The organism is Xanthobacter aminoxidans (assembly GCF_043193615.1).
Taxonomy (GTDB): domain Bacteria; phylum Pseudomonadota; class Alphaproteobacteria; order Rhizobiales; family Xanthobacteraceae; genus Xanthobacter; species Xanthobacter aminoxidans.
Window position 1 is genome coordinate 1 of sequence record NZ_JBAFUS010000010.1, and the last position, 26,671, is coordinate 26,671.

The following is a 26,671-nucleotide window of genomic DNA, read 5'->3' on the forward strand; positions in this document are numbered from 1 at the left end:
TGCCCTGTCGGGCAAATTCTGCCTCGCCGAAGCGAGAGCCTCACACCCTTGGGAGGGTCCAGAGAACACCTTTCCGTCCGGCTTTTGACCGGCTGCCACTACGGACAGTGGAGAGGAGAGCTCCGGGGAAGCGCCGTCCCGCCATGCGGCGGCGCCCCGTCAGTGATGTGGCTTATAAGGGTGCCCCTCAGACCTGTCAACACCCTTGTTTTTGAGCCCGATCGGATCTGTTGCCGGCTGTGGAAAACTCAGCGCATCCTGCGTCGATTGGGAGGAAAAAAGCTAGAAAATTCAAATTTCTAAGATCATCCACATGGGCACTGGCGCCCAGTCCCTCCCCCGCCGGCTACCCCTTAGGACCGCCGGAGCCGCCTCAAATTCCTTCGCCGAGATCGACGAATTCGGCGATCAGACGCGCATCTGGACGCTGGCGCCGGCTCGCGGGACGGGCCAGTTCCTCGACGAGCTGATGCACCTGCACCGAGATTTCGGGAACCGCCGTCACCTCCCAGAAGGCCGGACGCGACAAGGGGCCGAGCGCGTGCAGCCATGTGGAGGCGTGTCCGTAGCGATCGAGCAGCGCGGTCCCACGGGTCTCAAGGCCCAGCCCCAATGGGTCCGGCCGTATGCGGCCCGTCTCCCGCAGCCCGTCGAATGGTGGAACGGCGAGCCCGTCGAAGTCCGAGCGCGGGCCGGTGCAATTCACCACCCGCGCCACTTCCAGCGAGAGCGCACGGCCCGAATGGCGCCGGCGGAGCGTCGCAGCAACGCCGCCGGGCACAAGGTCGAGGCTGGCGATGCGGCCCGCGATGACCGTGAGTTGCCCGGATTGGACGAGCGCCCCGAAGGTTTCGGCGATGCGCGGCGCCATCCGGTGGCGGTGGATGTCCCACCAGGTGCGCCCGTGACGCAGGAACTGCGCACGGGCTTTCTGCGGCCAGCCGGCCCAGACCGCGGCCAGGGCCGGGCGTGCGGCATCCATCACCCGCTGCCACGGCACCCCGCGCGCGGCAGCCTGCCGGACCTCCGCGCGGATGAGGCGGAGCGCCTGTATCGGGTCGCGCGCCTTGTCCGGATCAAGGAACGGCTCCACGCCACCGAGCTGACCCGCCACATCCGCATGGACATGGGGCACCAGGCCATGGCGCGACACGCTCCAGATCGGCCCGCGATGGCCGCGCGCCTCGAGCATCAGCGCCACGTCCACCATGGTGAGGCCGGAGCCGATGAGGAGCACCGGCGCATCCGGCCCAAGGCTGTCGATGTCCTGCCATCGCCACGGGTCCGGAACGAACAGCGGACTGTCATAGACGCCGCCGTCGCGGGTCCGCGGCGGGCGGGGCGGAAGATTGCCCGTGGCGAGCACCACATGGGTGCCCTCGATGCGCCGCCCATCGGAAAGGGTGACGCTGGGCACCGGGCGATCGGAAACGCGCACGACCTCGCCGCGAATCCGGCGCAGACGCCCGTTGCGGGCCGCGAGGGCGGCTTCCAGCCGCTCCGCGAGGTAGGCGCCGAACAAGGCGCGCGGCACGAAGGCGCGGGCGAGATCCCCGCCCGCCTCCTCGATGGCGGCGGAAAGATCGGCGCCACTCGTCGTCAGCCACTGGGCGAAGCTCGGCTTGAGACCAACCTCCATGCGCGCCACCGGCACGTTGAGCAGGTGGAGCGGATCGCAGGCGCCATAAGCGAGGCCGGGACCGGCCTTCGCCTCCCGCTCCACCAGCACCACGTCGAGCCGTGCGGCCGCTGCCGCCAGTGCGAACAAGGTCCCGCTGAAGCCGCCGCCCACGACCACCACGGTGGTGCGCGCATCCCGCTGCGGTTCCGCGCCCTGCGTTTCCCAGGCATTCAGCATGGCGTTGCTCCTCGCGAGGCGGTCCGGTCAGGAGGCGGAGACGCGGCGCGCCTCGGGAACGATGGCATTGCCGATGATCTCCCCGAACGGACCGCGATGATTGGTGACAACGCCCGGCGCGCCGGTTCCGGCTGCGCGCGGCAGCAGCGGCAGCACGCTTTCGCCGAAGCGATAGGCCTCCTCCAGGTGAGGGTAGCCCGAGAGCACGAAGGTATCGACGCCCACCGCCATGTATTCCTTGAGCCGCTCGGCCACGGTCTCCGGATCGCCCACGAGGGCGGTTCCGGCGCCGCCGCGCACGAGGCCGACGCCGGCCCAGAGGTTGGGCGCCACCTCCAGCCTGTCGCGCCGGCCGCCATGTAGTGCGCTCATGCGGCGCTGGCCTTCGGAATCCATGCGCGAGAACACCTTCTGCGCCTCGGCGATGGTGGTGTCGTCCACGTAGCGGATCAGGTCGTCCGCCGCCGCCCACGCCTGCGCCGCCGTATCGCGGACGATGACATGGAGGCGCACGCCGAACGTCACCTCGCGTCCGAGCGCGGCAGCGCGGGCGCGGATGTCCCGGATCTTCTCCGCGACCTGCGCCGGGGGCTCGCCCCAGGTGAGATATTTCTGCACCTGCCGCGCCGCCACGTCATGGGCCGGAGCGGAGGAGCCGCCGAAGAACAAGGGCGGGTGCGGCTGCTGGACCGGCGGATAAAGCAGCTTGCCGCCCTCTACCCTGAAGTGCTTGCCCTCGAAGTTCACGTCCTCGCCCTTGAGAAGGCGGGTGTAGATGTCGAGGAACTCGGCGGTGATCTCGTAACGCTCCGCATGGTCGGCGAAGAAGCCGTCGCCCTTGTTCTCCACCGGATCGCCGCCGGTGACGACATTGATCAGGGCGCGACCGCCGGAGATGCGATCAAGCGTCGCCGTCATGCGCGCGGCCACCGCCGGGGAGAGCAGACCGGGGCGCACCGCCACCAGAAAGCGCAGGCGTTCGGTGAGGCCCGCAAGGGCCGAAGCCACGATCCAGCTGTCCTCGCAGCTGCGGCCGGTCGGAATGAGCACGCCGAAATAGCCGAGCTGGTCCGCCGCCTGGGCGATCTGCCGGAGATAGCCGAGGCTCACCTCGCGCGCCTTGTGCGACGTGCCGAGATAGTGGCCGTCCCCATGGGTGGGCAGGAACCACAGCACGTTGGCTTCGGTCGCGGCAGGCAGGGTCGGATCGGCGACAGGAGAGGACGGGGCGAGGGTCATGGACAGGCTCCGGATGGGGCCGGGAGCGTCGGGGCCACGCCCTCCGGCATTAATTCAATAAACTTTATAGAATTTATTGACCAGCTTTGATCTGCCTGTCTATTCTTTTCTCCGATCCACCCCCTCCGGTTTCCTCCGGAGGCGCGCTGGACCGTGTCGCCCCGAGGGGCTGAAACGCGGGCATGACCCTTGTTCTCCCGCACGTTCGAAGAAGGCAGATCGATGAACGCGCACGTCTCCGCCGCCCTGAGCCAGCCGGCCCAAATCGCTCCCGCCCCCGCTCCCGAGCTTTCCGCCGCCTCGCTCGCCTTTCGCAGTGCCATGCGCAAGCTGGCCGGCGCCGTGAGCGTGCTCACGGTGGGCCAGGGCGACGAGCGCACTGGCCTCACCGCGACATCGGTCACCTCCCTTTCGGTGGAGCCGCCGACGCTCCTGATCTGCGTGAACCGCGCCACCTCCTCGGTCGTGCCGCTGCTGAAGGAGCGTGCCTTCGCCATCAACGTGCTGCGGCCGCATCACGAGCCGGTGGCGGACCGCTTCGCCGGCAAGGGCGGTCTCAAGGGGCCGGCCCGCTATGATGGCGCCGACTGGACCCGCCTCTCCACCGGCGCGCCCGTGCTCGCCGACGCGCTCGCCGCCTTCGACTGCGAGCTGGAAGACGCCATCGAGCGGCACTCGCATCTCATCGTCATCGGCCGGGTGGTCGCCTCCCGCATCACCGAGAGCGCCGAGCCCCTCCTCTACTGGGCCGGCAGCTATCGCGGCCTCTCCCTCTGATCCCCATTCAAAGGACCTCCGACATGAGCACGGGCATCACGCGCCGACACTTCGCCGTCCTCGCCTCCGGCCTCGCGGGGGCGCTTGCCCTCGGCGCAGCTCCTGCGCGCGCGCAGGAGAAGGTGGTGCGCATCGGCTACCAGAAGTACGGCACCCTCATCCTGCTGAAGAACAAGGGCCTGCTGGAGCCCCTGCTGAAGCCGCTCGGCTACTCCGTGAAATGGGCCGAGTTCCCCGCCGGTCCGCAGTTGCTGGAAGCGCTCAATGCCGGCGCGGTGGACTTCGGCAACACCGGCGAGGCGCCGCCCATCTTCGCCCAGGCGGCCGGCGCGCCGCTCGTCTATGTAGGCTACGAGCCCGCCGCCCCGCAGGGCGAGGCCATCCTCGTGCCCAAGAACAGCCCGCTCAAGACCGTCTCCGACCTCAAGGGCAAGACGGTGGCGCTGAACAAGGGGTCCAACGTCCACTATCTCTTGGTGAAGGCGCTGGAGAAGGCGGGCGTGCCCTATTCCGACATCAAGACCGCCTATCTCACCCCCGCCGACGCCCGCGCCGCCTTCGAGCGCGGCTCGGTGGATGCCTGGGCCATCTGGGACCCCTTCCAGGCGGCGGCGGAGAAGACCATCGACGCGCGCCAGCTCGCCGACGGCACCGGCATCGTCTCCAACTACCAGTTCTATCTCTCCACCCGCGCCTTCGCGGACCAGGCGCCGCAGGTGGTGGACGTGCTGCTCAAGGGCGTCGCCGAGGTCGGCGCATGGGTGAAGGCAAACCCGAAGGCGGCCGCCGCGGAGTTCTCGCCGCTCATCGGCATTCCCGCCCCCATCCTGGAGGTCGCCCTCGCCCGCCAGCAGTATGACGTGAAGCCCATCACCCCCGAGGTGGCGGCGGCACAGCAGCAGGTGGCGGACGCCTTCCTCGCCCTCGGCCTCATCCCCAAGCCCATCCGCATCGCCGACGCCCTACGCGCGCCGAAGTCGTGACCGGGACGCGAGGAGCCATCCATGAGCCCGCCCGCCCACAGTGAGGCCGCCGTTCTTCCGGCGGCTTCCGCATCCCTCGCCGCGGAACCCGCGGAAATCCGCCGCCTCGCCGGCGCCCGTGCCGCCGCGCTGGGCCGCGCGCTCCTGCCATGGGCGCTTCCCCTCGGGGTGCTGGCCCTGTGGCAGGCGGGGGCGAGCCTTGGCCTTCTCTCCTCGCGCGTGCTTCCGGCGCCGAGCGACGTGGCGGTCGCCTTCTGGCGGACGCTGGGCGACGGCTCACTCCTGACCAACGTCGCCGTCTCCACCCGGCGCGCCTTGATCGGCCTCGCCATCGGCGGCTCCATCGGCTTTGCGCTGGGGGTGCTGAACGGCATCGTGCGGCCGGCCGAGACCGCGTTCGATTCCACCATGCAGATGCTGCGCAACGTGCCGCACCTCGCCATCATCCCGCTGGTGATCCTGTGGTTCGGCATCGATGAGGAGGCGAAGATCTTCCTCGTCGCCATCGGCGTCGCCTTCCCCATCTATCTCAACACCTTCCACGGCATCCGCACGGTGGACCGCGGGCTGGTAGAGATGGCGCGGGTCTATGGCCTGTCCAGCACCGCATTGTTCTGGCGCATCGTGCTGCCCGGGGCGCTGCCCTCGGTGCTTGTGGGACTGCGCTATGCGCTCGGCATCATGTGGCTGACGCTGATCGTGGCCGAGACCATCTCCTCCACCGAGGGCATCGGCTACATGACCATGAACGCCCGCGAATTCCTGCAGACCGACGTGGTGGTGCTCGGCGTGCTCGCCTACGCCCTCCTCGGCAAGCTCGCCGACAGCTTTACCCGCGCCATCGAGCGGCGGGCGCTGGCGTGGCATCCCGCCTATCAGAACGGTTCGGAAGGAGCGGCCTGATGGAAATCTTCGCCGCCGCAGACGCCGACGTCGCCGCGAAGGTGCGTGCGGACGAAATCCGCGCCACTTTCGCCCCGCCCGAACCGCGCGCGAACGCCCCGCGCTGGAAGGGCGAGTCGATCCACCTGTCCGCCGTCACCAAAAGCTTCGGCGCCCGGCCCGTGCTGCGGCGGCTGGATCTGGACGTTCCGGCCGGGCAGTTCCTCGCCGTGGTCGGCCGCTCCGGTGGTGGCAAGACGACGCTCATGCGCCTGATCTGCGGGCTCGACCTCGCCACCTCCGGCACCGTGCGGGTGGGGGAAAGCCCCGTCACCGGCCTGATGCCGCAGGTGCGCCTGCTGTTCCAGGATGCGCGCCTCGCGCCGTGGCAGAGGGTGCTCGCCAATGTGGGCATCGCGCGCGGCCCACATTGGCGCGAAGAGGCCCATGCGGCGCTGCGCGACGTGGGCCTCGCCGATCGTGGCCGGGACTGGCCGTCCGTCCTGTCCGGCGGGCAGAAGCAGCGCGTGTCGCTGGCCCGCGCCCTGGTCTCGCGCCCCGGCGTGCTGCTGCTGGACGAACCCTTCGGCGCCCTTGATGCCTTGACCCGCACCGAGATGCACCGCCTCACCGAGCGCATCTGGACCGAGCACGGCTTCACTGTGGTGCTCATCACCCACGATGTGGCCGAAGCGGTGGCGCTGGCGGATCGGGTGGTGGTGCTGCGGCAAGGCGAGATCGCCCTCGACGTGCCGGTGGACCTGCCCCGCCCGCGCAGCGGCATCGCCTCCACCGAGGCGCTCGACCTCCAGCGGCGCATTCTCGCCGCCGTCTGAACGTCCCCCGGCAAACAGAAAGGGCGCCCGGTGATGAGCCGGGCGCCCTTTTCTTTAGCGTTACAACCTCAGCGCTGGAGACCCCAGGCGCGCACCGTGCGCTGCTCCACGAGGCGGAACAGCACCTCAACCAGAAGGCCAATCAGGATCACCGTGACGAGGCCGGCGAACACCCGGTCGGTCAGCAGTTCATTGCGGTTGCGATAGATGAACCAGCCGAGGCCGCCCGAGCGGGAGGAGACGCCGAATACCAGCTCGGCCGCGATCAGCGTGCGCCACGCAAACGCCCACGCGATCTTCAGGCCCGACAGCAGCGAGGGGAGCGCCGCCGGAACGAGGATGAGCGCCACATAGGCCGGCCCCTTCAGCCCGTAGTTGCGGCCGACGAGGCGCTGCGTCTCCGGCACCTGCTCAAAGCCGGTCAGCGCCGCCAGCGCGAACGGCCAGAGCACCGCATGCACCATCACCAGCAGCAGGCTCGCCTCGCCGAGCCCGAGCCACATCATGGCGAGGGGCAGGAGGGCGATGGCCGGCAGCGGGTTGAACATGGCGGTCAGGGTCAGCAGCACCTCCTTCACGAAGGGCACCGCGATGGCCACCGAGACGAACACCAGCGCGAGGGCCAGCGCCAGCACATAGCCCTTCACCAGCACCGTGAGCGAGGCGACCGAGGCGGGGAACAGATCCTCATGGCGCAGCGCCTCCACCAACGCCGAGATGGTGTCGGTGAAGGTGGGAAAGAGCAGCGGACTGTTCTGCCATGTCGCCGCCACCTGCCACAGCACGGCGAGGCCGGCGAGCACCACCAGCCGGCGCACCAAGGTGAAGCGCCACAGCCCGGCGGGCGAGAAGATCCGGCGCGTGGCGGCGCCCGGCGCGCCGGACAGGGAAACGTCAGTCATGGCGGGCTCCATCGGCGAAGAGAAGGTCGCTCACGTCCCGCACCACGCCCTCGAAGGCCGGCGAGCCCCGCTCGGCAAGGCCGAGGCCGGAGGTGTCGAAGCTGGCGATGGTGCGGCCGGGATGGGCGGCCAGCAGATGCAGCCGCGTGCCGATGAGCACCGCCTCGTCGATGGCGTGGGTGACGAACACGAGCGTGAAGCCCTGTTCCTCCGCAAGCCGCAACAGATCTTCCTGAAGCGTGCGCCGGGTGAGCGCATCGAGCGCCGCGAAAGGCTCGTCCATCAGCAGCACGTCCGGCTCGGCGGCGAGCGCCCGGGCGATGGCGGCACGCTGCTTCATGCCGCCGGAAAGGGTGTGCGGATAAGCATCGAACGCGCGCGCGAGGCCCACCTTGGCGAGGGCCGCCCGCGCCCGCTCGCGGGCTTCCTTCAGTGGCACCTTGCGGGCGACGCGCAGCGGGAAGGCCACGTTGTCCGTGATGCTCTTCCACGGCAGCAGCTGGTCGAATTCCTGGAACACCACGAGGCGATCCGGCCCCGGCCCGGTCACCGCCTTGCCGCGCAGGCTCACCGTGCCGGCGGCGGGCTTCAGGAATCCAGCCAGCGCCTTGAGGATGGAGGACTTGCCGCAGCCCGAGGGGCCGAGCAGCACAAGACGCTCACGCGCGTGGACAGTGAAGCTCACATCCTCCACCGCCCGGTGGCGGCCGGCCTGCCCGACATAGTCGAGCGTCAGGCCACACGCCTCCAGCACGGGCGGCGCGGTGTGGACGACGGGAGGCACGGCGGCGGAAACGGGGGCGTGAATGGTCATCGCTTCCCCCTCAGCTGCCCGACGCGGAGTGCAGGTCCTCGAAGGTGAAGTCCTTGAAGCTCGTCGGCTTCGCCTTGATGGCCCCGATGCGGTTCATGAAATCCGCGAACTTCAGCGTGCCCAGGGGAACGAGCGTGTATTGCGTGTCCGGATCGCTCAGCACCTCGGCGACGAAGGCGGGATCGAGCTTGGATTTCTCGACCTTCACATAGATGTCCGCCGCCTCTTTCTTGTTCTGCTCCACCCATTTGGTCGCTTCCTCGAAGGCTTCGAGGAAGGCCTTGTAGGTCTTCGGATTCTCCTGCCGGAACTTGACGGTGGCATAGGCCACGGTGGGCGTCACCGGGCCGCCGAAGATGTCGTAGGAGGAGAACACCTTGTGGATCTTCGGGTCCTTCAGCGCGTGGTTCTGAAACGGCGCATTGGAGAGATAGCCTGTTATCTCGGTGGAGCCGGAGAGGAGGGCCGCCGTGGCGTCCGGATGGGGCAGCGTCACCATCAGCGCGTCGAGTTTCTTCGCATTGCCCGGCCCGAAGGTCTGCTCGGCGGCGAGCTGAAGGATGCGCGCCTGAACCGACACGCCGGCCACCGGCATGGCGATCTTGTCCTTCTCCGTGAAGTCCTTGATGGTTTTCACGTTGGGATTGTTGGTGAGCAGATAGTTGGGCTGCGCCCCGAAGGCGCCGACGATCTTCACCGCGTTGGAGGAGCCGCGCGTCTTGTCCCACAGAGTGAGGAAGGGGCCGATGCCGGCGGAGGCGATGTCGATATTGCCGGCGAGCAGCGCATCGTTCACCGCAGAGCCGCCAGAAAGCTGGATCCACTCCACCTTGATGTCGATGCCCAGCGCCTTGCCGTGCTGCTCGACGAGGCCCTTCTCCTTCATCACGTGGAAGGGCGTGTAGAGGGTGCCGAACTGCTGGGCGATCCGCAGCACGCCCTCCGCCTGGGCGGGCGCGGCAGCCAGCGCCGGCGCAAGGGCGAGAGCGGCGGCAAGACCGAGGACGGTGCGACGGGTTTTCATCTCGAAGACCTCTCGAATGCTCAGGAAACGGCGGCGAGGCGCCGCTCTGCGCTGTGGGAGCCCACGGCGAATTCGTTGACGATGTTGTCGGAAACCTTGCGGCGGCGGCCGTCGATGCCGAGTTCGGGGAACAGCAGCTCCGCCACCCGGTAGGCCTCTTCCAGATGCGGGTATCCCGAGCCGATGAAGGTCTCGATGCCGATCTCCTGATACTCGCGGATGCGGGCGGCGACGCTTTTGGGATCGCCCACCAGCGCGGTGCCGGCACCGCGACGCACGAGGCCGATGCCGGCCCACAGGTTCGGCGCGATCTCCAGCTTGTTGCGGTCGCCCGGCTGGAGCGCCGCCATGCGCGCCTGGCCGACGGAATCCATCTCCACCTTGAAGCGCTTCTGCGCGTTCTCGATCTGCGCGTCGGAGACGCGGGAGATGAGCCTGTCGGCGGCGGCCCAGGCCTCTGCCTCGGTCTCGCGCACGATGAAGTGGATGCGCAGGCCGAATTTCAACTTGCGCCCGCGCTTCGCGGCACGGGCCTGAACGTCGGCGAGCTTGTCCTTCAGGATGTGGGGCGGCTCGCCCCAGGAGAGATAAGTGGTGACATGCTCGGCAGCGACCTCGTGGCCGGCCTCGGAAGAGCCTCCGAACCACAGAGGCGGGTGCGGCTTCTGCACCACCGGGAAATCGAGCCGTCCGTGGGCGACGCGATAATACTTGCCCTCGAAATCCACCGTCCTGCCGGCCACGAGATCCCGCCAGATCGTCAGGAACTCGTCCGCCTGAGCATAGCGTTCGTCATGCTCCAGAAAGATGCCGTCGGCGCCGAGTTCGGCGGGATGGCCGCCGACCACCACGTTCAACAGCAGCCGGCCGTCGCTGAGCCGATCGAGCGCCGCCGCCTGCCGCGCGGCGAAGGCCGGCGAGGTGACGCCCGGACGCAGCGCCACGAGGAATTTCAGGCGCTCGGTGGCGGTGGCGAGACCCGCGGCGGTGATCCAGCTATCCTCGCAGCTCTGGCCGGTGGGCAGCAACACGCCCTTGAAGCCCAGCCGGTCCACCGCCTGCGCGACCTCGCGGAAATAGGCGAATTCCGGCGGCCGCTGCTGCGTCTCCGAGCCGAGATAGGAGCCGTCTCCATGGGTCGGGATGAACCAGAACAGGTCCGGAGGGGCGGCGGGAGACTGGGACGCGCTCATGGGGAACTCCGTTATTCCCCATCAAGGAAGCGGGCTTTAAAATATAAAGTCAATAGAATTTGTTTTAATTCATTCATCGATCATTCGATGTGATTTGGACGGTCGAAACACCGCCGCGTGGCAGGCCACCATCACGACGCGGAAAGCCACGCGAGCGAAAGCCATGCGCACACGCCGATCCTCAAGGTTCCGCTCCAGCTCTCTTGACCAACACACGGTACAACTTTAGGGAATGACCATACGCCAAGGCATCCTAAGGACCGTCTTGGCCACGGTGCGCACGGCCCCCGGCAAGGAGGGCGCGGCTCGCCGAACCCGGCCCCAGTGTCGTAACCAATGCGCGAGGTTGGACGACCGGAACGGATCGGCAGTCTGATGGCACACCCTTCCTGGGATGAAAGTCACAGTCGGCGCGTGCGCGCGATGACGCTGCTCGAAGCCTTCCTGCTGATGGGCTTCGGCTGCCTCTGGTTCGTTGCCCTGATGGCGATCGACCGGCCGCTTCTGGCCGGAATCAATCTCGCCATGGCCGCCTTCGGGGCATGCCTGCTGGTCCTGTTGCGACGGGGGCGGCTGCGTCTCGCGACGATCCTCGCCGCCCACTTGGCCCTTCTGGCGGTCGCCGCGTCATGCCTGTTCGATAATCCTCCAGCCGGCCTGCCGAAGGCCACGCTCCTGTATTTCCTGCCCATCGCCACCGGCAGCTATTTCGTGTTCCAGCGCGACAACCTCTATCTGCGGCTTGTCCTTCCGGCCTTCTACCTCCTGGCCTTTGTCGCCTTCAGCCTCCTGCCGTTGGCGATCAGCGACCCAGCTCTCATCGTCCCGGCCGAGGCGGCGCTCGTGGCGGCGTGGGTGAATACCGTGTCGGCCCTCGCGGCCCTGGTCTTCACCCTCGGATTGATGCACGCCGATCTCTCCGACCGTCGCGGCTGGGAACACGACCTGCGCCGGGCCATCGCGGGAGCCGAGTTCCGCCTCGCCTACCAGCCGCAGGTGGATCACAGTGGCCGTTTGGTGGGCGCGGAGGCGCTCGTTCGCTGGCACAGTCCCCAGCGCGGCGACGTTCCGCCCAGCCAGTTCATTCCGCTGGCGGAGGAAACCGGCCAGATCGTTCCCATCGGGGACTGGGTGTTGCGCGCCGCCTGCGCGCAACTCGCCCAGTGGAACGCGCAGCCCGGCACCGCGCATCTGACGCTGTCGGTCAACATCAGCGTCGCCCAGTTCCTCCAGCCCGACTTCGTCCGCAACGTCACCGACATCGTGACGCGGAGCGGCTGCGACGTGTCGCGGCTGAAGCTGGAGCTGACGGAGAGCATGCTGGCCGAGAACATGCCCGACATGGCCGCCCGGATGCAGGCCCTGTGCGACATCGGCCTCGTCTGGGCGCTGGATGATTTGGGCGCGGGCTACTCGTCGCTTCAGGCCCTCAGCCGGTTTCCCTTCGCCCAGATCAAGCTCGATCAGTCGTTCGTGCGCGGCCTGCCGGCCGACGAATCCAGCCTCCACATCGTGGAGGCCATGATTTCCCTCGCCGATACGCTCTCGCTCGTGTCCGTCGCCGAAGGCGTCGAGACGCAGGAGCAGTTCAGATGCCTGGTGGAGGCCGGGTGTCAGGTGTTCCAGGGCTATCTGTTCGGCCGCCCCATGGACATCGACCGCTTCGACGCGCTCATCGCATCCGCACCGGACGCGCCCGCCGGGAGCGCGGATGGTGGCGACGCGCCCCACAAGCGGTAGGCGCGGGCCGACGTACCGGGGTGCATTTGCCCGCGATCCTGCCTAAATGGGTGCCGTTGAGCCTTCGCTGCAAGGAGCCGCGCGCCGCCCCATGATCCGTTTCCTGCTCCGCTTCACCGGATTCTGGCTGCTTGCCGGCGGCTTCGTCGCGCTCATCGTGGATGGCACGCGCTCCATTGCGGCCTCCGGCCTCGTCTTCACCTCAGCCGGAGATGCCTGGTTCGCCTTGGCGCCGGGCAGCCTGGAGCGGGCGGAGACCTCGGCCAAGGCCGGGATGCCGGCGGTGTGGAACACGGTTCTGCTCCCGCTCCTCTCCATGCCGGCCTTCGCGCTTCTCCTGCTGATCGGGCTGATCCTGATGGGCCTCGGCCGGGTGCGCGAGCGCTCGCGCTTCGAGATCGGCTGATCTGCCAACCCCTCCCCTCGCGCAAGCACGGCCGCATCCCCATATTGGGGATCCAGCGGGGTTTTTCCCCCTGCCCCATCCAACACCATGCCGTGACCGCAGGGTCCGATGCCCTCCGGTTGCGAGACGAGGAGCCCGCCATGTTCTGGCAGAAGAAGTCCCTCGACCTGCCCACCGCCGCCGAGGCCCTGCCCGGCCGCGCCGCTGCCATCCCCACCGCCGAAGTTCATTACGTCAACGGCCACGCCTTGCAGGGGCCCTATCCGAAGGGCTTCGAGACCGCCGTGTTCGCCCTCGGCTGCTTCTGGGGCGCCGAGCGCAAGTTCTGGCAGCAGGACGGCGTGTGGGCGACGGCGGTCGGCTATGTCGCCGGCCATACGCCGAACCCGACCTATGAGGAGGTCTGCTCCGGCCGCACCGGCCATACCGAGGCTGTGCTGGTGGTCTATGATCCGGCCGTGGTGTCCTACGCCGAACTGGTCAAGCTGTTCTTCGAGAGCCACGACCCCACACAGGGGATGCGGCAGGGCAATGACGTCGGAACGCAGTACCGTTCGGGGATCTATGTCGCCGGGCCGGAGCAGCGCGCCGAGGCGGAGGCGGTGAAGGCGGCCTACGAGCCGGCGCTGAAGGCGCGGGGCTTCCCCGCCATCACCACGGAGATTGTCGATCTCGGACCGTTCTATTTCGCCGAGGGCTATCACCAGCAGTATCTGGCGAAGAACCCCAACGGCTATTGCGGGCTCGGTGGCACCGGCGTCTCCTGCCCCATCGGCACCGGCGTCGCCGCGCAGTAGGGCAAACGCGAAGCTGCGCTGACGCCCCTGACCTTGACGGGGTCTGGCGGCGCTGATGCGCCGGGTATCGACGGTTTTGGCGGCGCTGATGCGCCGCCTTGCCAAATCGACACGCGGCGGGCTTGAGTGGGCGCCTCTCATCTGGTCCCCATCATGCCCGCTGCTCCTTCCCGTACCCTCCTCGCGCGCGGCCACGCCCTGCACCTTGGGCCGCGCACCCTCATCATGGGCATCCTCAATGTGACGCCCGATTCCTTCTCGGACGGCGGCCGCAGCGCTGCGCCCGACGACGCTCTGGCCAATGCCCGGCGTCTCGTCGCCGAAGGAGCTGAAATCCTCGACGTGGGCGGCGAATCGACGCGGCCGGGCCATACTCCGGTTGCGGCGGAGGACGAGTGGGCGCGCATCGCCCCCGTCATTCCCGCCCTTGTGGCGGAGATGGGTGTGCCGGTCTCGGTGGACACCTACAAGGCCGAGGTGGCCCGCCGCGCGCTGGAAGCCGGAGCCAGCATCGTCAACGACGTGTGGGGCTTCACCCACGATCCCGACATGGCCAAAGTGGTGGCCGATTACGATGCCGCGGCGGTCGTGATGCACAATCGCGCCGAGGTAGATGAATCCCTCGATATCGTTTCCGAGATGCTGGGCTTCTTCGAGCGGGTGCTGGAAATCGCCGACCGCGCCGGCGTGAAGCGGGAAAAGCTCGTGCTCGACCCCGGCATCGGCTTCGGCAAGAGCTTCCCGCAGAACCTCGCCGCCATCCGCCGCCTGCCGGAGCTGCGTGTGCTGGGCCTGCCGATCCTCCTCGGCACCTCGCGCAAGTCCCTGATCGGCAAAGTGATCCAGACGACGCCGCAGGAGCGGGTGCCCGGCACCATCGCCTCCAACGTCATCGCCATCATGGATGGGGTGGAGATCATCCGGGTCCACGACGTGGCGGCCCATGTGCAGGCGGCCCGTGTCGCCGAGGCGATCCGGGACGCATCATGACCGTTGCCTATCTCTGCCTTGGCTCCAACGTCGGCGATCGCGCGCAGACCATGGCGCAGGCGCTGGCCACCCTGTGCCGCGCCGGCCTCACCCTGCGCCGCAGCTCCTCCTATTACGAGACACCGCCCTGGGGGCCAGTGCCACAGGGGCCCTATCTGAACCAGGTGGTGGAGGTGGACAGCCCCATCGGGCCGAAAAGCCTTCTAGCGCTGGGCCTTGAAGTCGAGCGCATGCTGGGGCGTGACCGGCCCAACGAGGTACGCTTCGGCCCGCGCCGCATCGATATCGATATTCTGCTGTTCGGGGATGAGACCGTGCGGGAGGAGGATCTCGAAATCCCCCATCCCCGCCTCATGGAACGGGCCTTCGCGCTCGTGCCGCTCACCGAGATCGCGCCCGACATCGTGGTCGGCGGCGTGCGCGCATCGGAGGCGCTGGCAAAGCTGGACCAGAGCGGCATCACGCGTCACGAAGACAGCGCGTCCCATACATGAAAATGCCCCGCGCCGAGAGACGCGGGGCCGGGGCGCGAGGCCCGTCCTTGCAGGAGCGTTCGGCTCACATGGTCCGGATGTTGGTGGACCAGGTATCGACCTGGCGCTTCACCTCGTCCTTCGCATAGCCGTAGCGTTCCTGCAGCTTGCCTTCGAGAACCTCGCGGTTCCCGTTGATCTCGGTGAGGTCGTCGTCGGTGAGCTTGCCCCACTGGGCCTTCAGATTGCCCGTGAACTGCTTCCAGTTGCCTTCAACACGATCCCAATTCATCGGCTCGTCCTCCGTAGCAGTGGAAATATGCGACAACAACGTTCACGCTCGGCCGAGAGTTCCGCTAAGTTTTGCGTAATAGGGGAAGATCGATGAGCGCCGCGGTGTACGACGACGAGAAGCTGGCCGCAGGCGTCGCGAGGGGAGAGAGGGCCGCGCTGGCGCGGGCCATCACACTTGTGGAATCCCGTCGCGCGGACCACCGCCGCCGCGCCCAGGCCCTCCTCCAGTCGCTGCTGCCGAAGACCGGCAACGCTTATCGCATTGGCATCACCGGCGTGCCGGGGGTCGGCAAATCCACCACCATCGACGCGCTCGGCACCTATCTGACAGGGCTGGGCCACAGGGTGGCGGTGCTGGCGGTGGACCCCTCCTCCACCCGCACCGGCGGCTCCATCCTCGGCGACAAGACGCGCATGGCCCGCCTTTCGGTGGACCCCGCCGCCTTCATCCGCCCCTCCCCGTCCGGCGGCACGCTGGGCGGCATCGCGGCCAAGACGCGCGAGACCATGCTTTTGTGCGAGGCCGCCGGCTTCGACGTGGTGCTGGTGGAAACGGTGGGCGTCGGCCAGTCGGAAACGGCGGTGGCCGATCTCACCGACACGTTTCTCGTGCTCATGCTGCCCGGCGCGGGCGACGAGCTGCAGGGCATCAAGAAGGGCGTGCTGGAACTCGCCGACATCGTGGCCGTGAACAAGGCCGATGGCGACAACATTCCCCGCGCCCGGGCGGCGGCCGGCGAATATCGCGCCGCGCTGCACCTCCTCGGGGCGCGGGAGGCGCACTGGTCGCCGCCGGTGCTCACCTATTCCGCGCTGACCGGGGACGGGATTCCAGGCGTTTGGGAGCAGGTCGTCCTGCACCGGCAGAAATGCGAGGCGGCCGGCACCTTCGCCGCCACCCGCCGCGCCCAGCAGGTGCGCTGGATGTGGACGCTGCTGAACGAGCGCCTGGCCGAGAAGGTCGCCCACGATCCCGGCGTAAAGGCCCGGCTGCCGGCGCTGGAGCGGGAGGTCGCCGAGGGTGCCCTCTCCCCGGCCCTCGCCGCGGCCGAAATCGCCGGGCTGATCGGGCTGTAAGGCCGTGAACAGGCCGATGCGCATCCTCATCTGCGCCTTCGGCCCGTTTCCGGGCGTGGCGGTGAACCCCTCGCAGCAGCTCGCGTCGGACCTCCTGCGCCTGCGCCGCCCTGCCCTCTGCGGTATCCAGATCGCGCTGGAAATCCTGCCCACCCGCTGGGACGCGCTGGCGCGGCTCGATGCGCGCCTCGCGGCGTTCGATCCGGACGCGGTGCTGCTCCTCGGCGTTGCAGCCCGACGGAGCCGCGTCTCCATCGAGATGCGGGCGGTCAACGCCACGCGCGCCGCGCCCGATGCCGCCCGGCGGCATCCCCCGGCGCGCCATCTCGCGGCTGACGGACCGCCCCTCCTCCGCGCCTGCGTCCCGGCCGGGCCGTTGGCGAATGCCCTACGCCGGACCGGCATCCCTGCTGCCCCCTCGCAGGATGCCGGGCGATATCTGTGCAACGCCAGCTATTTCCACGCCCTCGCCTGGGCTGGGCGGCAGAGCGGGCGCCCGCGGCCGGTGCTGTTCGTTCACCTGCCGCGGCACGAGGGCCGGCCAGCCGGCGTCTCGCGGGCACGGATGGGGCGCGGCCTGTCGCAGATTGTCCTCGCCCTCGCCGCCCAGGCCCGGCGCCCCTCCGCCGCCGTCCGCTCTGACGCCTTTAAGTCGATGGAATAGCTACAGCTTTCGCCTTCGGGCATGAACCGCTATAGGCTCGCCCATCCCCGCGTACCGAAAGCCGGCCCGTGACGATCTATCTGCCCATCGCCGAGCTGCCCGTCGCCATCTTCTCGATCCTCGCGATGGGCCTCGCGGTAGGCTTCATCTCCGGCATGTTCGGGGTGGGCGGCGGCTTCCTGATGACGCCCCTGCTCATCTTCACCGGCGTTCCCCCGGCGGTGGCCGTGGCCAGCGTCTCGCCCTACATGGCGGCCTCGTCCCTCTCTGGAGCCCTGTCCTACTGGCGCAAGGGCATGGTGGATACGACGCTGGCCGGGGTGCTGCTCTCCGGCGGCCTCGTGGGCACCCTGTCGGGCGTTCTGCTCTTCCTCTGGCTGCGCTCCATCGGGCAGGTGGACCTCGCCATCCGCCTTTCCTACATGCTGCTGCTGGGCGCCATCGGATCCCTGATGCTGGTGGAGAGCGTGCGCGCCATCCTGCGGGAACGATCCGGTGCGCCGCGGCCGGTGCGCCGCCCCGGCACACGCCCCCTGTTCATGCGCCTGCCCTTCAAGATGCGCTTCCGTCGCTCGCGCATCTACATCTCGGCCCTGCCGGTGATCGCCATCGGCTATGTCATCGGCCTGCTCGGCGCGGTGCTGGGCGTCGGCGGCGGCTTCATCCTGGTGCCCGCGCTGATCTACCTGCTGCGGGTCCCCACCCAGACTTCGGTGGGCACCTCGCTGGTGCTGACGCTCGTCACCATGGCGGCCGCAACCGTGCTGCACGCGGTCGCCAACGGCACGGTGGATGCCGTGCTGGCGCTGGTGATGATGATCGGCGGCACCGTCGGCGCCCAGTTCGGAGCCCGCACCGGACAGACGCTGAAGGCGGAGAACCTGCGGCTGCTGCTCGGACTTCTGGTGCTGTCGGTGGCGGTGCGGGTGGGCGCCGAACTGGTGACCGCGCCGGCCGATACCTTCGCCGTCACCGTGGTGGAGACGATCCGATGAGCCCCGTCCGCCGCCGCTCCGGAGCGGGACGGGCATGGCTCGCCCGGTTCGCGATCCTCTCCCTGGCGTTGATTGCTGGCGTGATCACCTCGCCGGCGCGTGCGGACCGGCTGGTGCTGTCGGTGTCGCAGCAGATGGTGAGCATCTCCTCCAGCTTCTCCGGTGCCGAGCTCGTCGTGTTCGGCGTTGCCGAGACCACCGATGGCGCCCCGCTTGACGATGCGCCCGACGTGGTCGTCACGGTGCGCGGGCCGGCTGAGGATTTCACCACCTGGCGCAAGGCCCAGGTGCTCGGCCTGTGGGTGAACACCGACAGCCGCACCTTCATCGGCGTGCCGGCCTTTCTCACTGTGCTGTCAAACCGTCCAACGGACGAAATGGCAAGCCTCACGATCCTGCGCCGGGAACAGATCGGCCTCTCCCGCAACATCTTCGTCCAGCGGGTCGGCAGCGACTTCGCCGACGTGGTGCCCACCGATCCGTTCCGGGCCGCCTTCCTCCGCCTGCAATCGGCGCAGGGGCTTTATGAGGAAAACCCGAAGGGCGTCACCTTCCTCGCGCCCCGCGTGTTTCGCGCCGAGGTCCGCATCCCCGGTGCAGCGCCCATCGGTCAGTACCAGATCGAGGTCAAGCTGCTGCGAAACGGGCTGATTTCCGCGACGGAACAGGCCCATTTCGACGTGCGGAAGATCGGCTTCGAGCAACGTGTAGCAGAGTTCGCCCTCAACGATGCGCTGCTATATGGACTGGCCGTGGCCCTAGGCAGTCTGGTTGTCGGCTTCATCGCCAACATATTGTTCCGCAAGGAATGAGCTGTGAAGAGCGGCCGTCGGATGTGATTTGGTATGCAACCGGAACGAAGATCAACAGACGGATGCGAGTACCAGCCCCGAAATTTAGAGCTGTTCGAACATTTTTTCCTTGAACCTGCTTTGATCCCCGTCCACACAGGGGCAGGGATAGTCATAATAATATAATACCTTCCGAAGGGCATTTGCAGCTGTCGCGCAGCCCTGAAGGACGTGCTTCGGGTGCCAAGCCCTGACCGGCGCCCGTAGGGGACGGGACGGCGCGCATGCGCCGTCCCGGACCCCCTTACCGCATCAAGCGCCAGAATGCGGCCCGGTCATTTCACCGCTCTGCCGCGGGAAATCCCGTTTCGGCCCGATGGCGTTGCAATGGGCTCGGCCCGTGCTCTAGGAACATCTCAGCCACCGGCGATCGCCGACTGGCGAGAAGCCGCGCCCGCAAGGAGCGTCGGCGGGGAGCAGGGAGACGACCTTGGCCGGTAGCATCGCCATCACCGTCGAGGGGGGCATCGCCCGCCTTGCGCTGACCAATCCGGAGCGCCGCAACGCCATCTCCAGCACCATGTGGCGTGCACTCTCGGCCTTTGCACAGGAGGCGACCCGCCGCTCGGACATCCGCGTGGCGGTGCTGCGCGGCGCGGGCGACCTCGCATTCTCCGGCGGTGCGGACATCTCGGATTTCGACAGCGCCCGCTCGGATGCCTCCGGTGCGCAGAGCTATGACGATCTGGTGGAGCAGGCGTGCTCGGCCATCGAGGGGCTGGCCTTCCCGACGGTCGCCTTCATCCGCGGCGCCTGCGTCGGCGCGGGAGCCGCGCTGGCGGCGAGTTGCGACATGCGGATCGCCGCCGACGACGCCTTCTTTGCCATTCCCGCGGCGCGCCTCGGCCTTGGCTACGATCCGCGCGGCCTCGGCCGGGTGCTGCGGGCCTTCGGCAGCCAGGGCGCACGGCAGCTGTTTTTCACCGCCGATCGCCTCCCGGCCGAGCGCGCTCACATGGTCGGCGCGGTGGACCTCATCGCGCCAGCCGCCGAGGTGGAGGCGCTGGCCGAGCGCACGCTCCACCGCATTGCCGAGAACGCACCCCTGACGCTCAAGGCTGCCAAGCTCGCCATCCGCGCGGCCGAAAGCGGCAGCCAACCGCTCACCGCCGAGGCGAAGCGCGCCACCGCCCTCGCCAATGCCAGCTCCGACTATCGCGAAGGCCGCCTCGCCTTCACCGAGAAGCGGGCGCCCCGTTTCACGGGCAGCTGACCCGCACGGCACCCGTACCAGCCGACGCCTGAGAGCCGGCTGGACCTGTTCGTATCGCGCCGTCGGCCGGCAAGGCCCGGACGCGATGCGCCCGGGCCAGCGCCATTACTTTCCCTGCGCCTTGAGGCGCGTGTTGCAGGCGCTCCAGTATTTCGGCCAGGTCTGACCGGCGGGAATCTTCCCCGCGGCCTTCGCCGCGCGCCACTCTGCGCCGCAGGCTTCCTGACGCTGGTGCGCAGCCGTCTTCGCAGCCGAGGGCTGCGCACCCGGCTTGACCGCAGTGCCGGCGCCCGTGGCGGCCGGAGCGGTTGCCGCCGGCTTGGCCGTCGAGGCCGCCGGAGCGGTCGGCGCAGGAGTCGTGGTCGCGGCCGCCGGCGGCGTGGTTGCGGCCGGCTTGGTCGTGGCGGGGGCTGTCGTGCTCTGCGCGAAGGCGGGCATGGCGAAGGCGGCAGCGACGGTGAAGGCGAGGATGGCAGTACGTGCACGCATGGGTGCAGGCCTCCAAAGAGGGCCGCGCGAAGCGGCGCGGCGCACGGTCCGGTTTCGGACGCCGCGTCAGCACGCCATGCGACAAAGGCGAAATCGCGGCACAAACACTTGATGACGCTGCGTAATTTATCCCAATGCACAACTGCCGCGCCGCCGTTGTGCCGGGCACATCAACCACCACGCCCGGCATCCTCCATTCGCATCGGCAATCACACGCCGATCCGTGGACATGAGCCCCCCACGCCTATATGTTCCGCCGCCGCGTTGGGGCGTAGCCAAGTGGTAAGGCAGGGGATTTTGATTCCCCCATTCCCTGGTTCGAATCCAGGCGCCCCAGCCACTTTCCAGTTTTCTTTATATTTCAACCACTTAGTAGCGACAGCGCCGCGCATTCTAGTACATCACTCTAGTACAATTCTCACAGAGCGCATGGTAACTTGTGCACCCTTCCTGCGAAGCTAAGCGCACAGGCCTCCGCCGTGAGTCGGCGCGACCGAGCGCGTGGGTACCGATGGGACCAAAAAAACAGGGGTGCGGATCGCCCCGCCCAGCGCAAAAGCGCCACGCGAAGGGTCCACGCCCCGGTTTCGAGTTTCGTTTCACCTAGACGAGGAAACAGGGAAACGGAGGCGCACCCCCCAAATTCCCCTGCTGAAGGGAGCTACGCTCTCCCTCAGCTCCCCAAGGGCCGCTCAATAGTCCTCGGTGCTGGCCTGCTCCTCTTCGACCGTGTCTAGATCGTCCCCGACGCCCTCCTCCCTCAGACGCCGCGCCTTGGCGAAGCATTCCTTCAAATCCTCCCGGCTGATGAGCTTCCGCTCCACGGCGGTGGCGAGATGCTTGCTGACGGTGCCCTTCGCCAAGCCGAGATGCGCGGCGACCTCCGTCTGACTGACGAACTGGAGCGACTTCACGCAGTGCAAGGCAGCGTTGTCGGCATCCAGATCGACCTCTTCACCGATCTCCCATCCGGCCTCCGTCAGCGACCACAGACGCGGAAGCAGCTGCTCACCCTTCTTCTGCCTGAACTTCCCGAAGTGGGGGGAAAAGCAGGCCGCTCCCATCCGTTCGATCTTCGGCTTCCGCAACTCCAGCACGACCTCGAAGGTGACTTCGATGGAGGCGCTACCGCGCAGAGCGTTCCCATCCTTCCGCGCATGGTGGATGAGGAGGGTGGTGAGCCCGGCCTGCTTCGTCTGCAACAGGAACCGCTGGATCTTCTTGAACGCGTGCGCGGCGTTCTCGTCCTCCAACTGCTCGCTCAACGTGGTGAAGTTGTCGAGGATCAGCACATCGGCGCCAAGCGTGTCGCAAGCGTGGAGTATGCTGTCGCGTCCCTCCTCGGTCGTGAGGTCAAAGAAAACCGCATTGCGTGACTGGGCCTGACGGCTGAAGAAGACGAGGTTGGTGTCCAAGAGGTCGGGTGCACCAAGCGTCACGGCGCCGGTGGTCTTCAGCATGTCGACTCGGTCGCGGACATCCTGAAGGTGCATCTCGCCGTCGATATAGACCACCTTGCTCGGCTTCTCGGCCCTCCATCCGCCGACACTGCCGCCCGTCGCCATGGCCATCGCCATGCTCAGGCTCAACATGGTCTTGCCGACACCGGAAGCTGCCCAGATCAGGGCCGTCTCTCCTTCACGAAGCCAAGGATCGACGACAAACCGACGCGGCGGGAACGACTTGAGCAGAAGGGCGCCAGCCGTGATTGCCTCCAGACCGGCGATCTTTCCCAGATGCAAGGGCGGCGGCGGGGAAGGCGGATACCAAGGCACGAGAGCCGTGCAAGAGACGTTGACGGGGATAGCACCAGGTTGGTTATCGAGCATGGGGGTTCACCTGCGCACTGTGTCGGGCTGCCCATGTGCTGGCAAATCCACAACGTGCGCCGTTTGGGTTGACGGGGGCCGCGAGCGGTCGCGCGCGCGATGCTGGGCAGTAGGGTCGACAAAATCTCCGATTGCGCCCAGTCAGCAGCACACGCGACGCGCACATCTGGCAGTAGGAGGCAAAAAACCGCCCGCCCGCGCAGCCCGCCAATCCCGTCGCTCAACCCATGACGGCGCCCTGCCCCTGAACGATGCGGTAGACGCTCCCCCGGCCGATCCCGACAGCCGCAGCGATCTCGGTGGGCGTCTTCCCCTCGCGGTGGAGCTTCAACACCTCTTCCGACTTCGCCCGCGCGGTGGGCTTGCGACCGAGATACTTCCCCTCTGCCTTCGCCTTGGCGATGCCTTCCCTCTGCCGCTCCAGCATCATCTCACGCTCGAACTGGGCGAAGCCCGCGAAGATGGTGAGGATCAAGCGCCCCGTCGCGCTCTTGGTGTCGACCACCTCGCCACCGAGGTTCAGCACCCGCAGACCCACGCCCTTCGCGTCGAGGTCGCGGACGATCTCCCACAGGTGGATGGTGGAGCGGGCAAGCCTGTCGATCTTGGTGATGACGAGGGTGTCGCCTTCCCGCACGAATTCCAGTGCCTGCCTCAGTCTGTCCCGCTCCCCAACCGAGGACACATGCTCGGCAAACACCTTGCCGCAGCCCGCCGCATCAAGGTCGCGTCGCTGGGCTTCAAGCCCTGCTTCCTGTTCGGTGGTGGAGGTCCGCGCGTAACCGACCAGCATCGCCATGTGCCCTGTCTCCCAGCCTTCGGCGTCCAAAAGGTCTAGGGATGAGAGTCGGAACTGTCCAGAATGTGAAGGGCATCCTATTGGACGCAATCGCGAGCGTCACCGGACGCGTCCGCATGGGCAGGGTCTATTGGGCGACAGTGCGCTTTCTTGAACGTCTCTCGCTAGGTTCAGATGTGTCACTTCCATCTGAAGTGCCGTCGACGGGGGGCGCAAGGGGGACTTGGTGACTTCGCGCAGAACCAAGATAGGTCCACAAATCAGCTCACAATTTTCGATCTCCGGCGGAAGCGGACGGTCATCCTTGCCGTGGAGCGTTGGTCCGCGTTGACCCGTAATGCGAAAGCTGGGCTGAAACGATCAGCAAGTGGGCTGCTGGTCCAAAATCGCGGCCCGCGGTTGATTGGCCATCTAACTCGGCTAGATTGTATTCAAAGCTCGGCTCTAGGCTGAGATTCGTGACCTTGGCGCTATACGGGCTCAGAGTTTGGAACCAGAAGTCGCTCACCTGGAGTATGCTGATGAACGCTTCCAAGACGCCACGCGATATTAAGCGGGAGAGTGACAGAGGTTCGCTGTGGCGCAAGTGGGACCTTCATCTGCACGCCCCCGGCACCAAGCTAGCGAATAGTTATGGAAATCCTGATGAGTCTACATGGAAGCGCTTTATAGAAATCCTCCATGCTTCAGATGTGCATGCATTTGGAATAACCGACTACTTTTCGTTTGATTGTTACCACAACACGCTGCAATGGTACAAAAATATCTACCCTGATTTTACTAAATTGTTGATCCCGAACCTGGAACTTCGTCTGACAGAGACCGTCAGCATAGATGGAAAAAACGTCAACACGCACATTCTGATCGACCCGAAAGCCGCCACACGAAATAAATTGGATAAGCTTCTCAACGATCTTGAGACGCATATAAGCGTAGACGGAAAAAAACTTCGCTGCTGTGAACTATCCGCACAAAATTTCAAAGCAGCCACGGTCAGTATTTGGGACGTAAAAACGTCACTCAATGATTGCTTCTCGGCGGAAGAGTATATTATCGTCACGGCAGCAGGAAGCGACGGCCTTCGCGGGGCTGCGAAAACCCAGCGCAGCAAGTCCATATCCGATGAACTGGACAGGAGCAGCAACGCATTTTTTGGAAAGGCGAAGAACACCGAATTCTTTTTGGGCGCTTCCCGATACGATGATGGAAGCCCCTCCGACCCCAAGCCCGTTTACGACGGCAGTGACGCCCATTCTTTTCAGGACCTCGACCGACTGACCGGAGATGAGCCGCACTTCCAATCGACGTGGATAAAAGCCAATCTGAGCTTCCGAGGGCTTCGACAGACTCTCTTCGAGCCGAGGGACCGCGTATTTATTGGCGATCGTCCGCCTGTCCTCATCCGGCTTGAGCGCGAGGCCACGCAATTCATCGATAGGCTGGAAATAACGCCAGTCTCTGGTTACTCCGGCCACAATGGACAGTGGTTTCAGAGCGTCGACATTCCGTTCAATCCTGAGCTTACGGCGGTCATAGGGAACAAGGGAAGTGGAAAGAGCGCTATCGCGGACATTGTCGCGCTGCTCGGAAATACACGACAGGCGAAACATTTTTCATTTCTGGTTGACAGCCCAAACAACCGAAAATTCAAACGGAAGGGGTTCGCCGATAATTTTTTGGGGCGTCTAGTTTGGAAAAGTGGATTCGACTTTGAGCGCCCCCTCAACGCTGACACTGATGAAACCCAACCTGAATCAGTAAAATATCTCCCACAAAACTATTTCGAATCTCTGACCAACGAAATCGAAGTCAAAGATCTACGCCGCGAGATCGAAGACGTTGTTTTTTCCCACGTCGACATCAGCGACAAAATGGATGCCAATAGCTTTCACGATCTTCAGGAAAGGATGACATCCATCAGCCGCCAGGAGGCAAGCCAAATCAAGGCTAAGCTTCGCGAGTTACATATAAATATCGTGGATCTAGAGAGCCGTAGCCAGCCAGAATTTAAGGCAAAGATACAGGCGGACATTGAGGTGCTTCGCAAACAGGTGTCCACGCTCGAAGCGTCGAAACCTCCGGAGGAATCGGCCCCGCCCACGCAGAGTGCAGAGCAGGAAGCGGCGACGGCGAAAGTCGCCTCCCAAACGCAACTGCTAGACGAGCTTGCCCAACGTGAGGAATCCGCCGCCGTCCTGCTAACGCGAAGCAAAAAAGAACTGCAAGACTCTGTTGAATTAAGAGATTCCGTGAACGCGTTGAAAACGCGATTCGATAGCGAAAAATATTCGTTCAAAGCAAAGTATGCGAACCTCGGGTTCGACATTGATCGTATGCTGAACCTCACCATAAATTTGCAGGAGGTTGAGGATATGATTGTGGAATTGAAAAAAAGAATCTCTTATTTAGAAAACGATGGCGCCGTCGATTTCGGTTCAAAGACCGATTTTTCGACGATCGTCAGCATTCCAGATTTACGCGCTGCGAAGCAGCATATCAACAATGGAATTGCCGCTATGCGTGCTGCCCTTTCGGCACCGCATCAACGCTATCAACGCTATCTGCAGGACATTCGTGAAATCAATCAGCAGATCGCCGATATCGAGGGGCAACGAGAGTCACCTAAATTGGGGACCATCGCGGAGTTGGAGGCTCGTATTTTTTGGATCGAGAACGATCTGCCGAAAGAATTGCGTAAAGCGCACGAAGAACGCAAGACGCTATGCCTGAGCCTATTCGAAAGCAAACGTAAAATCAAAACGTTCTACGAGGCGCTTAAATCAAAGGTCGAATCTCGACTTGACGCGATGAGCAGCGTCGACTTTGTCGTATCTATCGACGCATCATTTGTTCAGTCTTCAGAATTTTCCGAAAATTTCTTCAATCATTTGAACCAAAACGTTAGTGGCCCATTCCGCGGCGTAGCGGATGGCACACGAAATTTTCAAAATCGACAATCTTTTGTAGACTGGAACGACTTTGATAGCATATTTGTTTTCATAGAAAACATAGTTCGCGATATGGACATATGGAAAAATTCGCGTCAGGTTAAGGATGTTAAGAAATTTTACGACTTCCTGTACTCTTTGGAGTATTTCGAGGCAGGATACGAGCTTAGACTAGGAGGAAAGAGCCTAAATCAACTGTCACCCGGTGAAAAAGGGCTTCTTCTTCTTGTATTTTATCTACAGCTTGACATGGACAACTCGCCGTTGGTGATCGATCAACCAGAAGACAATCTCGATAACGACAGCATTTTTATGGTGCTTGCAAGGTGCATTCGCGAGGCGAAGAAAGCGCGTCAGGTCATATTGGTTACGCACAATCCAAACCTTGCGGTTGGTGCCGATGCGGAACAGATCGTATATGTGCGCCTCGACAAAATGAACGACTACAAGTTCAGTTACGAGTGCGGCGCGATTGAAAACCCTAGAACCAACGACCATATCGTCAAGGTACTCGAGGGCTCGCGACCAGCCTTCATACAGCGCCGACTCAAGTATCAAATCACTTGATAGCGCACCAGATTCAGAGAGCCATCCCTAA

General features: G+C 65.5%; 25 protein-coding genes and 1 tRNA gene. 16 read left to right on the forward strand and 10 right to left on the reverse strand.

Annotation, left to right across the window (positions count from 1 at the left end; translation table 11 throughout):
- Positions 1-373 precede the first annotated feature (373 nt).
- Together V5F74_RS25355 and ssuD (V5F74_RS25360) are read right to left on the reverse strand one after the other, a co-directional pair.
- A complete protein-coding gene (locus V5F74_RS25355; protein WP_051678815.1) occupies positions 374-1,858 on the reverse strand; it encodes an FAD/NAD(P)-binding protein in 1,485 nt (494 codons plus the stop codon).
- 27 nt (positions 1,859-1,885) lie between these two features.
- Positions 1,886-3,097 (reverse strand): FMNH2-dependent alkanesulfonate monooxygenase, encoded by a 1,212-nt coding sequence (ssuD, locus tag V5F74_RS25360; RefSeq protein ID WP_051678816.1) that lies wholly within the window; start codon positions 3,095-3,097, stop codon positions 1,886-1,888.
- A 222-nt stretch (positions 3,098-3,319) separates the two neighbouring features.
- Between ssuD (V5F74_RS25360) and V5F74_RS25365 the strand changes: the two genes are divergently transcribed.
- Genes V5F74_RS25365 through V5F74_RS25380 form a run of 4 tightly spaced genes read left to right on the forward strand, consistent with a single transcriptional unit; the run spans position 3,320 to position 6,575 of the window.
- Entirely contained in the window at positions 3,320-3,874 is a 555-nt protein-coding gene (locus tag V5F74_RS25365) for a flavin reductase family protein (RefSeq protein WP_374253267.1), read from the forward strand.
- Positions 3,875-3,897: 23 nt separating this feature from the next.
- Positions 3,898-4,857: a sulfonate ABC transporter substrate-binding protein gene (locus V5F74_RS25370; RefSeq protein ID WP_029555731.1), complete on the forward strand. Its 960-nt coding sequence runs from the start codon at positions 3,898-3,900 to the stop codon at positions 4,855-4,857.
- Positions 4,858-4,878: 21 nt separating this feature from the next.
- The gene (gene ssuC / locus V5F74_RS25375) at positions 4,879-5,760 is read left to right on the forward strand and encodes an aliphatic sulfonate ABC transporter permease SsuC (protein ID WP_081837470.1); all 882 of its coding nucleotides are present in this window, start codon (positions 4,879-4,881) and stop codon (positions 5,758-5,760) included.
- On the forward strand, positions 5,760-6,575 hold the full coding sequence (locus V5F74_RS25380; protein ID WP_029555733.1) for an ATP-binding cassette domain-containing protein: 816 nt from the start codon (positions 5,760-5,762) through the stop codon (positions 6,573-6,575). The genes ssuC and V5F74_RS25380 overlap by 1 nt, the downstream gene beginning before the upstream one ends.
- 68 nt (positions 6,576-6,643) lie before the next feature.
- On the opposite strand, the gene V5F74_RS25385 is transcribed toward V5F74_RS25380, so the two are convergent.
- Genes V5F74_RS25385 through ssuD (V5F74_RS25400) form a run of 4 tightly spaced genes read right to left on the reverse strand, consistent with a single transcriptional unit; the run spans position 6,644 to position 10,508 of the window.
- A complete protein-coding gene (locus tag V5F74_RS25385) occupies positions 6,644-7,477 on the reverse strand; it encodes an ABC transporter permease (protein WP_029555734.1) in 834 nt (277 codons plus the stop codon).
- Complete coding sequence (locus V5F74_RS25390) at positions 7,470-8,291, reverse strand: ABC transporter ATP-binding protein (protein ID WP_029555735.1); 822 nt, start codon at positions 8,289-8,291, stop codon at positions 7,470-7,472. The genes V5F74_RS25385 and V5F74_RS25390 overlap by 8 nt, the downstream gene beginning before the upstream one ends.
- A 10-nt stretch (positions 8,292-8,301) precedes the next feature.
- A complete protein-coding gene (locus tag V5F74_RS25395; RefSeq protein ID WP_029555736.1) occupies positions 8,302-9,315 on the reverse strand; it encodes an ABC transporter substrate-binding protein in 1,014 nt (337 codons plus the stop codon).
- 20 nt (positions 9,316-9,335) lie between these two features.
- The gene (gene ssuD, locus V5F74_RS25400; RefSeq protein WP_029555737.1) at positions 9,336-10,508 is read right to left on the reverse strand and encodes an FMNH2-dependent alkanesulfonate monooxygenase; all 1,173 of its coding nucleotides are present in this window, start codon (positions 10,506-10,508) and stop codon (positions 9,336-9,338) included.
- A gap of 423 nt (positions 10,509-10,931) precedes the next feature.
- Here ssuD (V5F74_RS25400) and V5F74_RS25405 point away from each other — a divergent pair, with 423 nt between their 5' ends.
- The 5 genes from V5F74_RS25405 (at position 10,932) to folK (ending at position 14,935) form a co-directional block, all read left to right on the forward strand.
- On the forward strand, positions 10,932-12,248 hold the full coding sequence (locus V5F74_RS25405) for a putative bifunctional diguanylate cyclase/phosphodiesterase (RefSeq protein WP_051678817.1): 1,317 nt from the start codon (positions 10,932-10,934) through the stop codon (positions 12,246-12,248).
- A 91-nt stretch (positions 12,249-12,339) separates the two neighbouring features.
- Positions 12,340-12,654 carry a hypothetical protein gene (locus V5F74_RS25410; RefSeq protein ID WP_024280838.1) on the forward strand — a complete coding sequence of 105 codons (315 nt, stop codon included), beginning with the start codon at positions 12,340-12,342 and terminating at the stop codon, positions 12,652-12,654.
- Between the two features lie 140 nt (positions 12,655-12,794).
- On the forward strand, positions 12,795-13,451 hold the full coding sequence (gene msrA / locus V5F74_RS25415; protein ID WP_029555739.1) for a peptide-methionine (S)-S-oxide reductase MsrA: 657 nt from the start codon (positions 12,795-12,797) through the stop codon (positions 13,449-13,451).
- 153 nt (positions 13,452-13,604) lie between these two features.
- Complete coding sequence (gene folP, locus V5F74_RS25420) at positions 13,605-14,441, forward strand: dihydropteroate synthase (protein ID WP_029555740.1); 837 nt, start codon at positions 13,605-13,607, stop codon at positions 14,439-14,441.
- A complete protein-coding gene (folK, locus tag V5F74_RS25425; protein WP_394010468.1) occupies positions 14,438-14,935 on the forward strand; it encodes a 2-amino-4-hydroxy-6-hydroxymethyldihydropteridine diphosphokinase in 498 nt (165 codons plus the stop codon). Before folP ends, folK begins: the two co-directional genes overlap by 4 nt.
- Positions 14,936-14,999: 64 nt before the next feature.
- On the opposite strand, the gene V5F74_RS25430 is transcribed toward folK, so the two are convergent.
- Positions 15,000-15,206, reverse strand: coding sequence for a CsbD family protein (locus V5F74_RS25430; RefSeq protein ID WP_029555742.1), 207 nt, complete (start codon positions 15,204-15,206; stop codon positions 15,000-15,002).
- 92 nt (positions 15,207-15,298) lie between these two features.
- Between V5F74_RS25430 and meaB the strand changes: the two genes are divergently transcribed.
- The 5 genes from meaB to V5F74_RS25455 all read left to right on the forward strand — a co-directional run bounded on the left by meaB (position 15,299) and on the right by V5F74_RS25455 (position 20,008).
- The gene (gene meaB / locus V5F74_RS25435; protein ID WP_029555743.1) at positions 15,299-16,285 is read left to right on the forward strand and encodes a methylmalonyl Co-A mutase-associated GTPase MeaB; all 987 of its coding nucleotides are present in this window, start codon (positions 15,299-15,301) and stop codon (positions 16,283-16,285) included.
- A 4-nt stretch (positions 16,286-16,289) separates the two neighbouring features.
- A complete protein-coding gene (locus tag V5F74_RS25440; RefSeq protein ID WP_394010469.1) occupies positions 16,290-16,949 on the forward strand; it encodes a pyroglutamyl-peptidase I family protein in 660 nt (219 codons plus the stop codon).
- A gap of 68 nt (positions 16,950-17,017) precedes the next feature.
- On the forward strand, positions 17,018-17,944 hold the full coding sequence (locus V5F74_RS25445; protein WP_029555745.1) for a sulfite exporter TauE/SafE family protein: 927 nt from the start codon (positions 17,018-17,020) through the stop codon (positions 17,942-17,944).
- Positions 17,941-18,756: a TIGR02186 family protein gene (locus tag V5F74_RS25450; RefSeq protein ID WP_038192678.1), complete on the forward strand. Its 816-nt coding sequence runs from the start codon at positions 17,941-17,943 to the stop codon at positions 18,754-18,756. The genes V5F74_RS25445 and V5F74_RS25450 overlap by 4 nt, the downstream gene beginning before the upstream one ends.
- 469 nt (positions 18,757-19,225) lie before the next feature.
- On the forward strand, positions 19,226-20,008 hold the full coding sequence (locus V5F74_RS25455) for an enoyl-CoA hydratase-related protein (protein ID WP_029555747.1): 783 nt from the start codon (positions 19,226-19,228) through the stop codon (positions 20,006-20,008).
- Positions 20,009-20,113: 105 nt separating this feature from the next.
- Here the strand turns inward: V5F74_RS25455 and V5F74_RS25460 are convergent, their stop codons facing one another.
- Entirely contained in the window at positions 20,114-20,497 is a 384-nt protein-coding gene (locus tag V5F74_RS25460) for a hypothetical protein (RefSeq protein WP_156026248.1), read from the reverse strand.
- Between the two features lie 265 nt (positions 20,498-20,762).
- On the opposite strand from V5F74_RS25460, the gene V5F74_RS25465 reads away from it, so the two are divergent.
- Positions 20,763-20,837: transfer RNA gene (locus tag V5F74_RS25465), tRNA-Gln, on the forward strand.
- A gap of 352 nt (positions 20,838-21,189) precedes the next feature.
- On the opposite strand, the gene V5F74_RS25470 is transcribed toward V5F74_RS25465, so the two are convergent.
- Positions 21,190-22,326 (reverse strand): AAA family ATPase, encoded by a 1,137-nt coding sequence (locus V5F74_RS25470; protein WP_394010470.1) that lies wholly within the window; start codon positions 22,324-22,326, stop codon positions 21,190-21,192.
- Positions 22,327-22,546: 220 nt separating this feature from the next.
- Positions 22,547-23,119, reverse strand: coding sequence for a recombinase family protein (locus V5F74_RS25475; protein WP_394010495.1), 573 nt, complete (start codon positions 23,117-23,119; stop codon positions 22,547-22,549).
- 527 nt (positions 23,120-23,646) lie between these two features.
- Between V5F74_RS25475 and V5F74_RS25480 the strand changes: the two genes are divergently transcribed.
- Positions 23,647-26,640 carry a TrlF family AAA-like ATPase gene (locus tag V5F74_RS25480; protein WP_394010471.1) on the forward strand — a complete coding sequence of 998 codons (2,994 nt, stop codon included), beginning with the start codon at positions 23,647-23,649 and terminating at the stop codon, positions 26,638-26,640.
- Positions 26,641-26,671 lie beyond the last annotated feature (31 nt).

Coding starts and splice junctions, on each gene's coding strand:
- V5F74_RS25355 (WP_051678815.1), bottom strand. CDS start 1,858: ATGCTGAATGCCTGGGAAACGCAGGGCGCGGAACCGCAGCGGGATGCG.
- ssuD (WP_051678816.1), bottom strand. CDS start 3,097: ATGACCCTCGCCCCGTCCTCTCCTGTCGCCGATCCGACCCTGCCTGCC.
- V5F74_RS25365 (WP_374253267.1), top strand. CDS start 3,320: ATGAACGCGCACGTCTCCGCCGCCCTGAGCCAGCCGGCCCAAATCGCT.
- V5F74_RS25370 (WP_029555731.1), top strand. CDS start 3,898: ATGAGCACGGGCATCACGCGCCGACACTTCGCCGTCCTCGCCTCCGGC.
- ssuC (WP_081837470.1), top strand. CDS start 4,879: ATGAGCCCGCCCGCCCACAGTGAGGCCGCCGTTCTTCCGGCGGCTTCC.
- V5F74_RS25380 (WP_029555733.1), top strand. CDS start 5,760: ATGGAAATCTTCGCCGCCGCAGACGCCGACGTCGCCGCGAAGGTGCGT.
- V5F74_RS25385 (WP_029555734.1), bottom strand. CDS start 7,477: ATGACTGACGTTTCCCTGTCCGGCGCGCCGGGCGCCGCCACGCGCCGG.
- V5F74_RS25390 (WP_029555735.1), bottom strand. CDS start 8,291: ATGACCATTCACGCCCCCGTTTCCGCCGCCGTGCCTCCCGTCGTCCAC.
- V5F74_RS25395 (WP_029555736.1), bottom strand. CDS start 9,315: ATGAAAACCCGTCGCACCGTCCTCGGTCTTGCCGCCGCTCTCGCCCTT.
- ssuD (WP_029555737.1), bottom strand. CDS start 10,508: ATGAGCGCGTCCCAGTCTCCCGCCGCCCCTCCGGACCTGTTCTGGTTC.
- V5F74_RS25405 (WP_051678817.1), top strand. CDS start 10,932: ATGACGCTGCTCGAAGCCTTCCTGCTGATGGGCTTCGGCTGCCTCTGG.
- V5F74_RS25410 (WP_024280838.1), top strand. CDS start 12,340: ATGATCCGTTTCCTGCTCCGCTTCACCGGATTCTGGCTGCTTGCCGGC.
- msrA (WP_029555739.1), top strand. CDS start 12,795: ATGTTCTGGCAGAAGAAGTCCCTCGACCTGCCCACCGCCGCCGAGGCC.
- folP (WP_029555740.1), top strand. CDS start 13,605: ATGCCCGCTGCTCCTTCCCGTACCCTCCTCGCGCGCGGCCACGCCCTG.
- folK (WP_394010468.1), top strand. CDS start 14,438: ATGACCGTTGCCTATCTCTGCCTTGGCTCCAACGTCGGCGATCGCGCG.
- V5F74_RS25430 (WP_029555742.1), bottom strand. CDS start 15,206: ATGAATTGGGATCGTGTTGAAGGCAACTGGAAGCAGTTCACGGGCAAT.
- meaB (WP_029555743.1), top strand. CDS start 15,299: ATGAGCGCCGCGGTGTACGACGACGAGAAGCTGGCCGCAGGCGTCGCG.
- V5F74_RS25450 (WP_038192678.1), top strand. CDS start 17,941: ATGAGCCCCGTCCGCCGCCGCTCCGGAGCGGGACGGGCATGGCTCGCC.
- V5F74_RS25460 (WP_156026248.1), bottom strand. CDS start 20,497: ATGCGTGCACGTACTGCCATCCTCGCCTTCACCGTCGCTGCCGCCTTC.
- V5F74_RS25470 (WP_394010470.1), bottom strand. CDS start 22,326: ATGCTCGATAACCAACCTGGTGCTATCCCCGTCAACGTCTCTTGCACG.
- V5F74_RS25475 (WP_394010495.1), bottom strand. CDS start 23,119: ATGCTGGTCGGTTACGCGCGGACCTCCACCACCGAACAGGAAGCAGGG.
- V5F74_RS25480 (WP_394010471.1), top strand. CDS start 23,647: ATGAACGCTTCCAAGACGCCACGCGATATTAAGCGGGAGAGTGACAGA.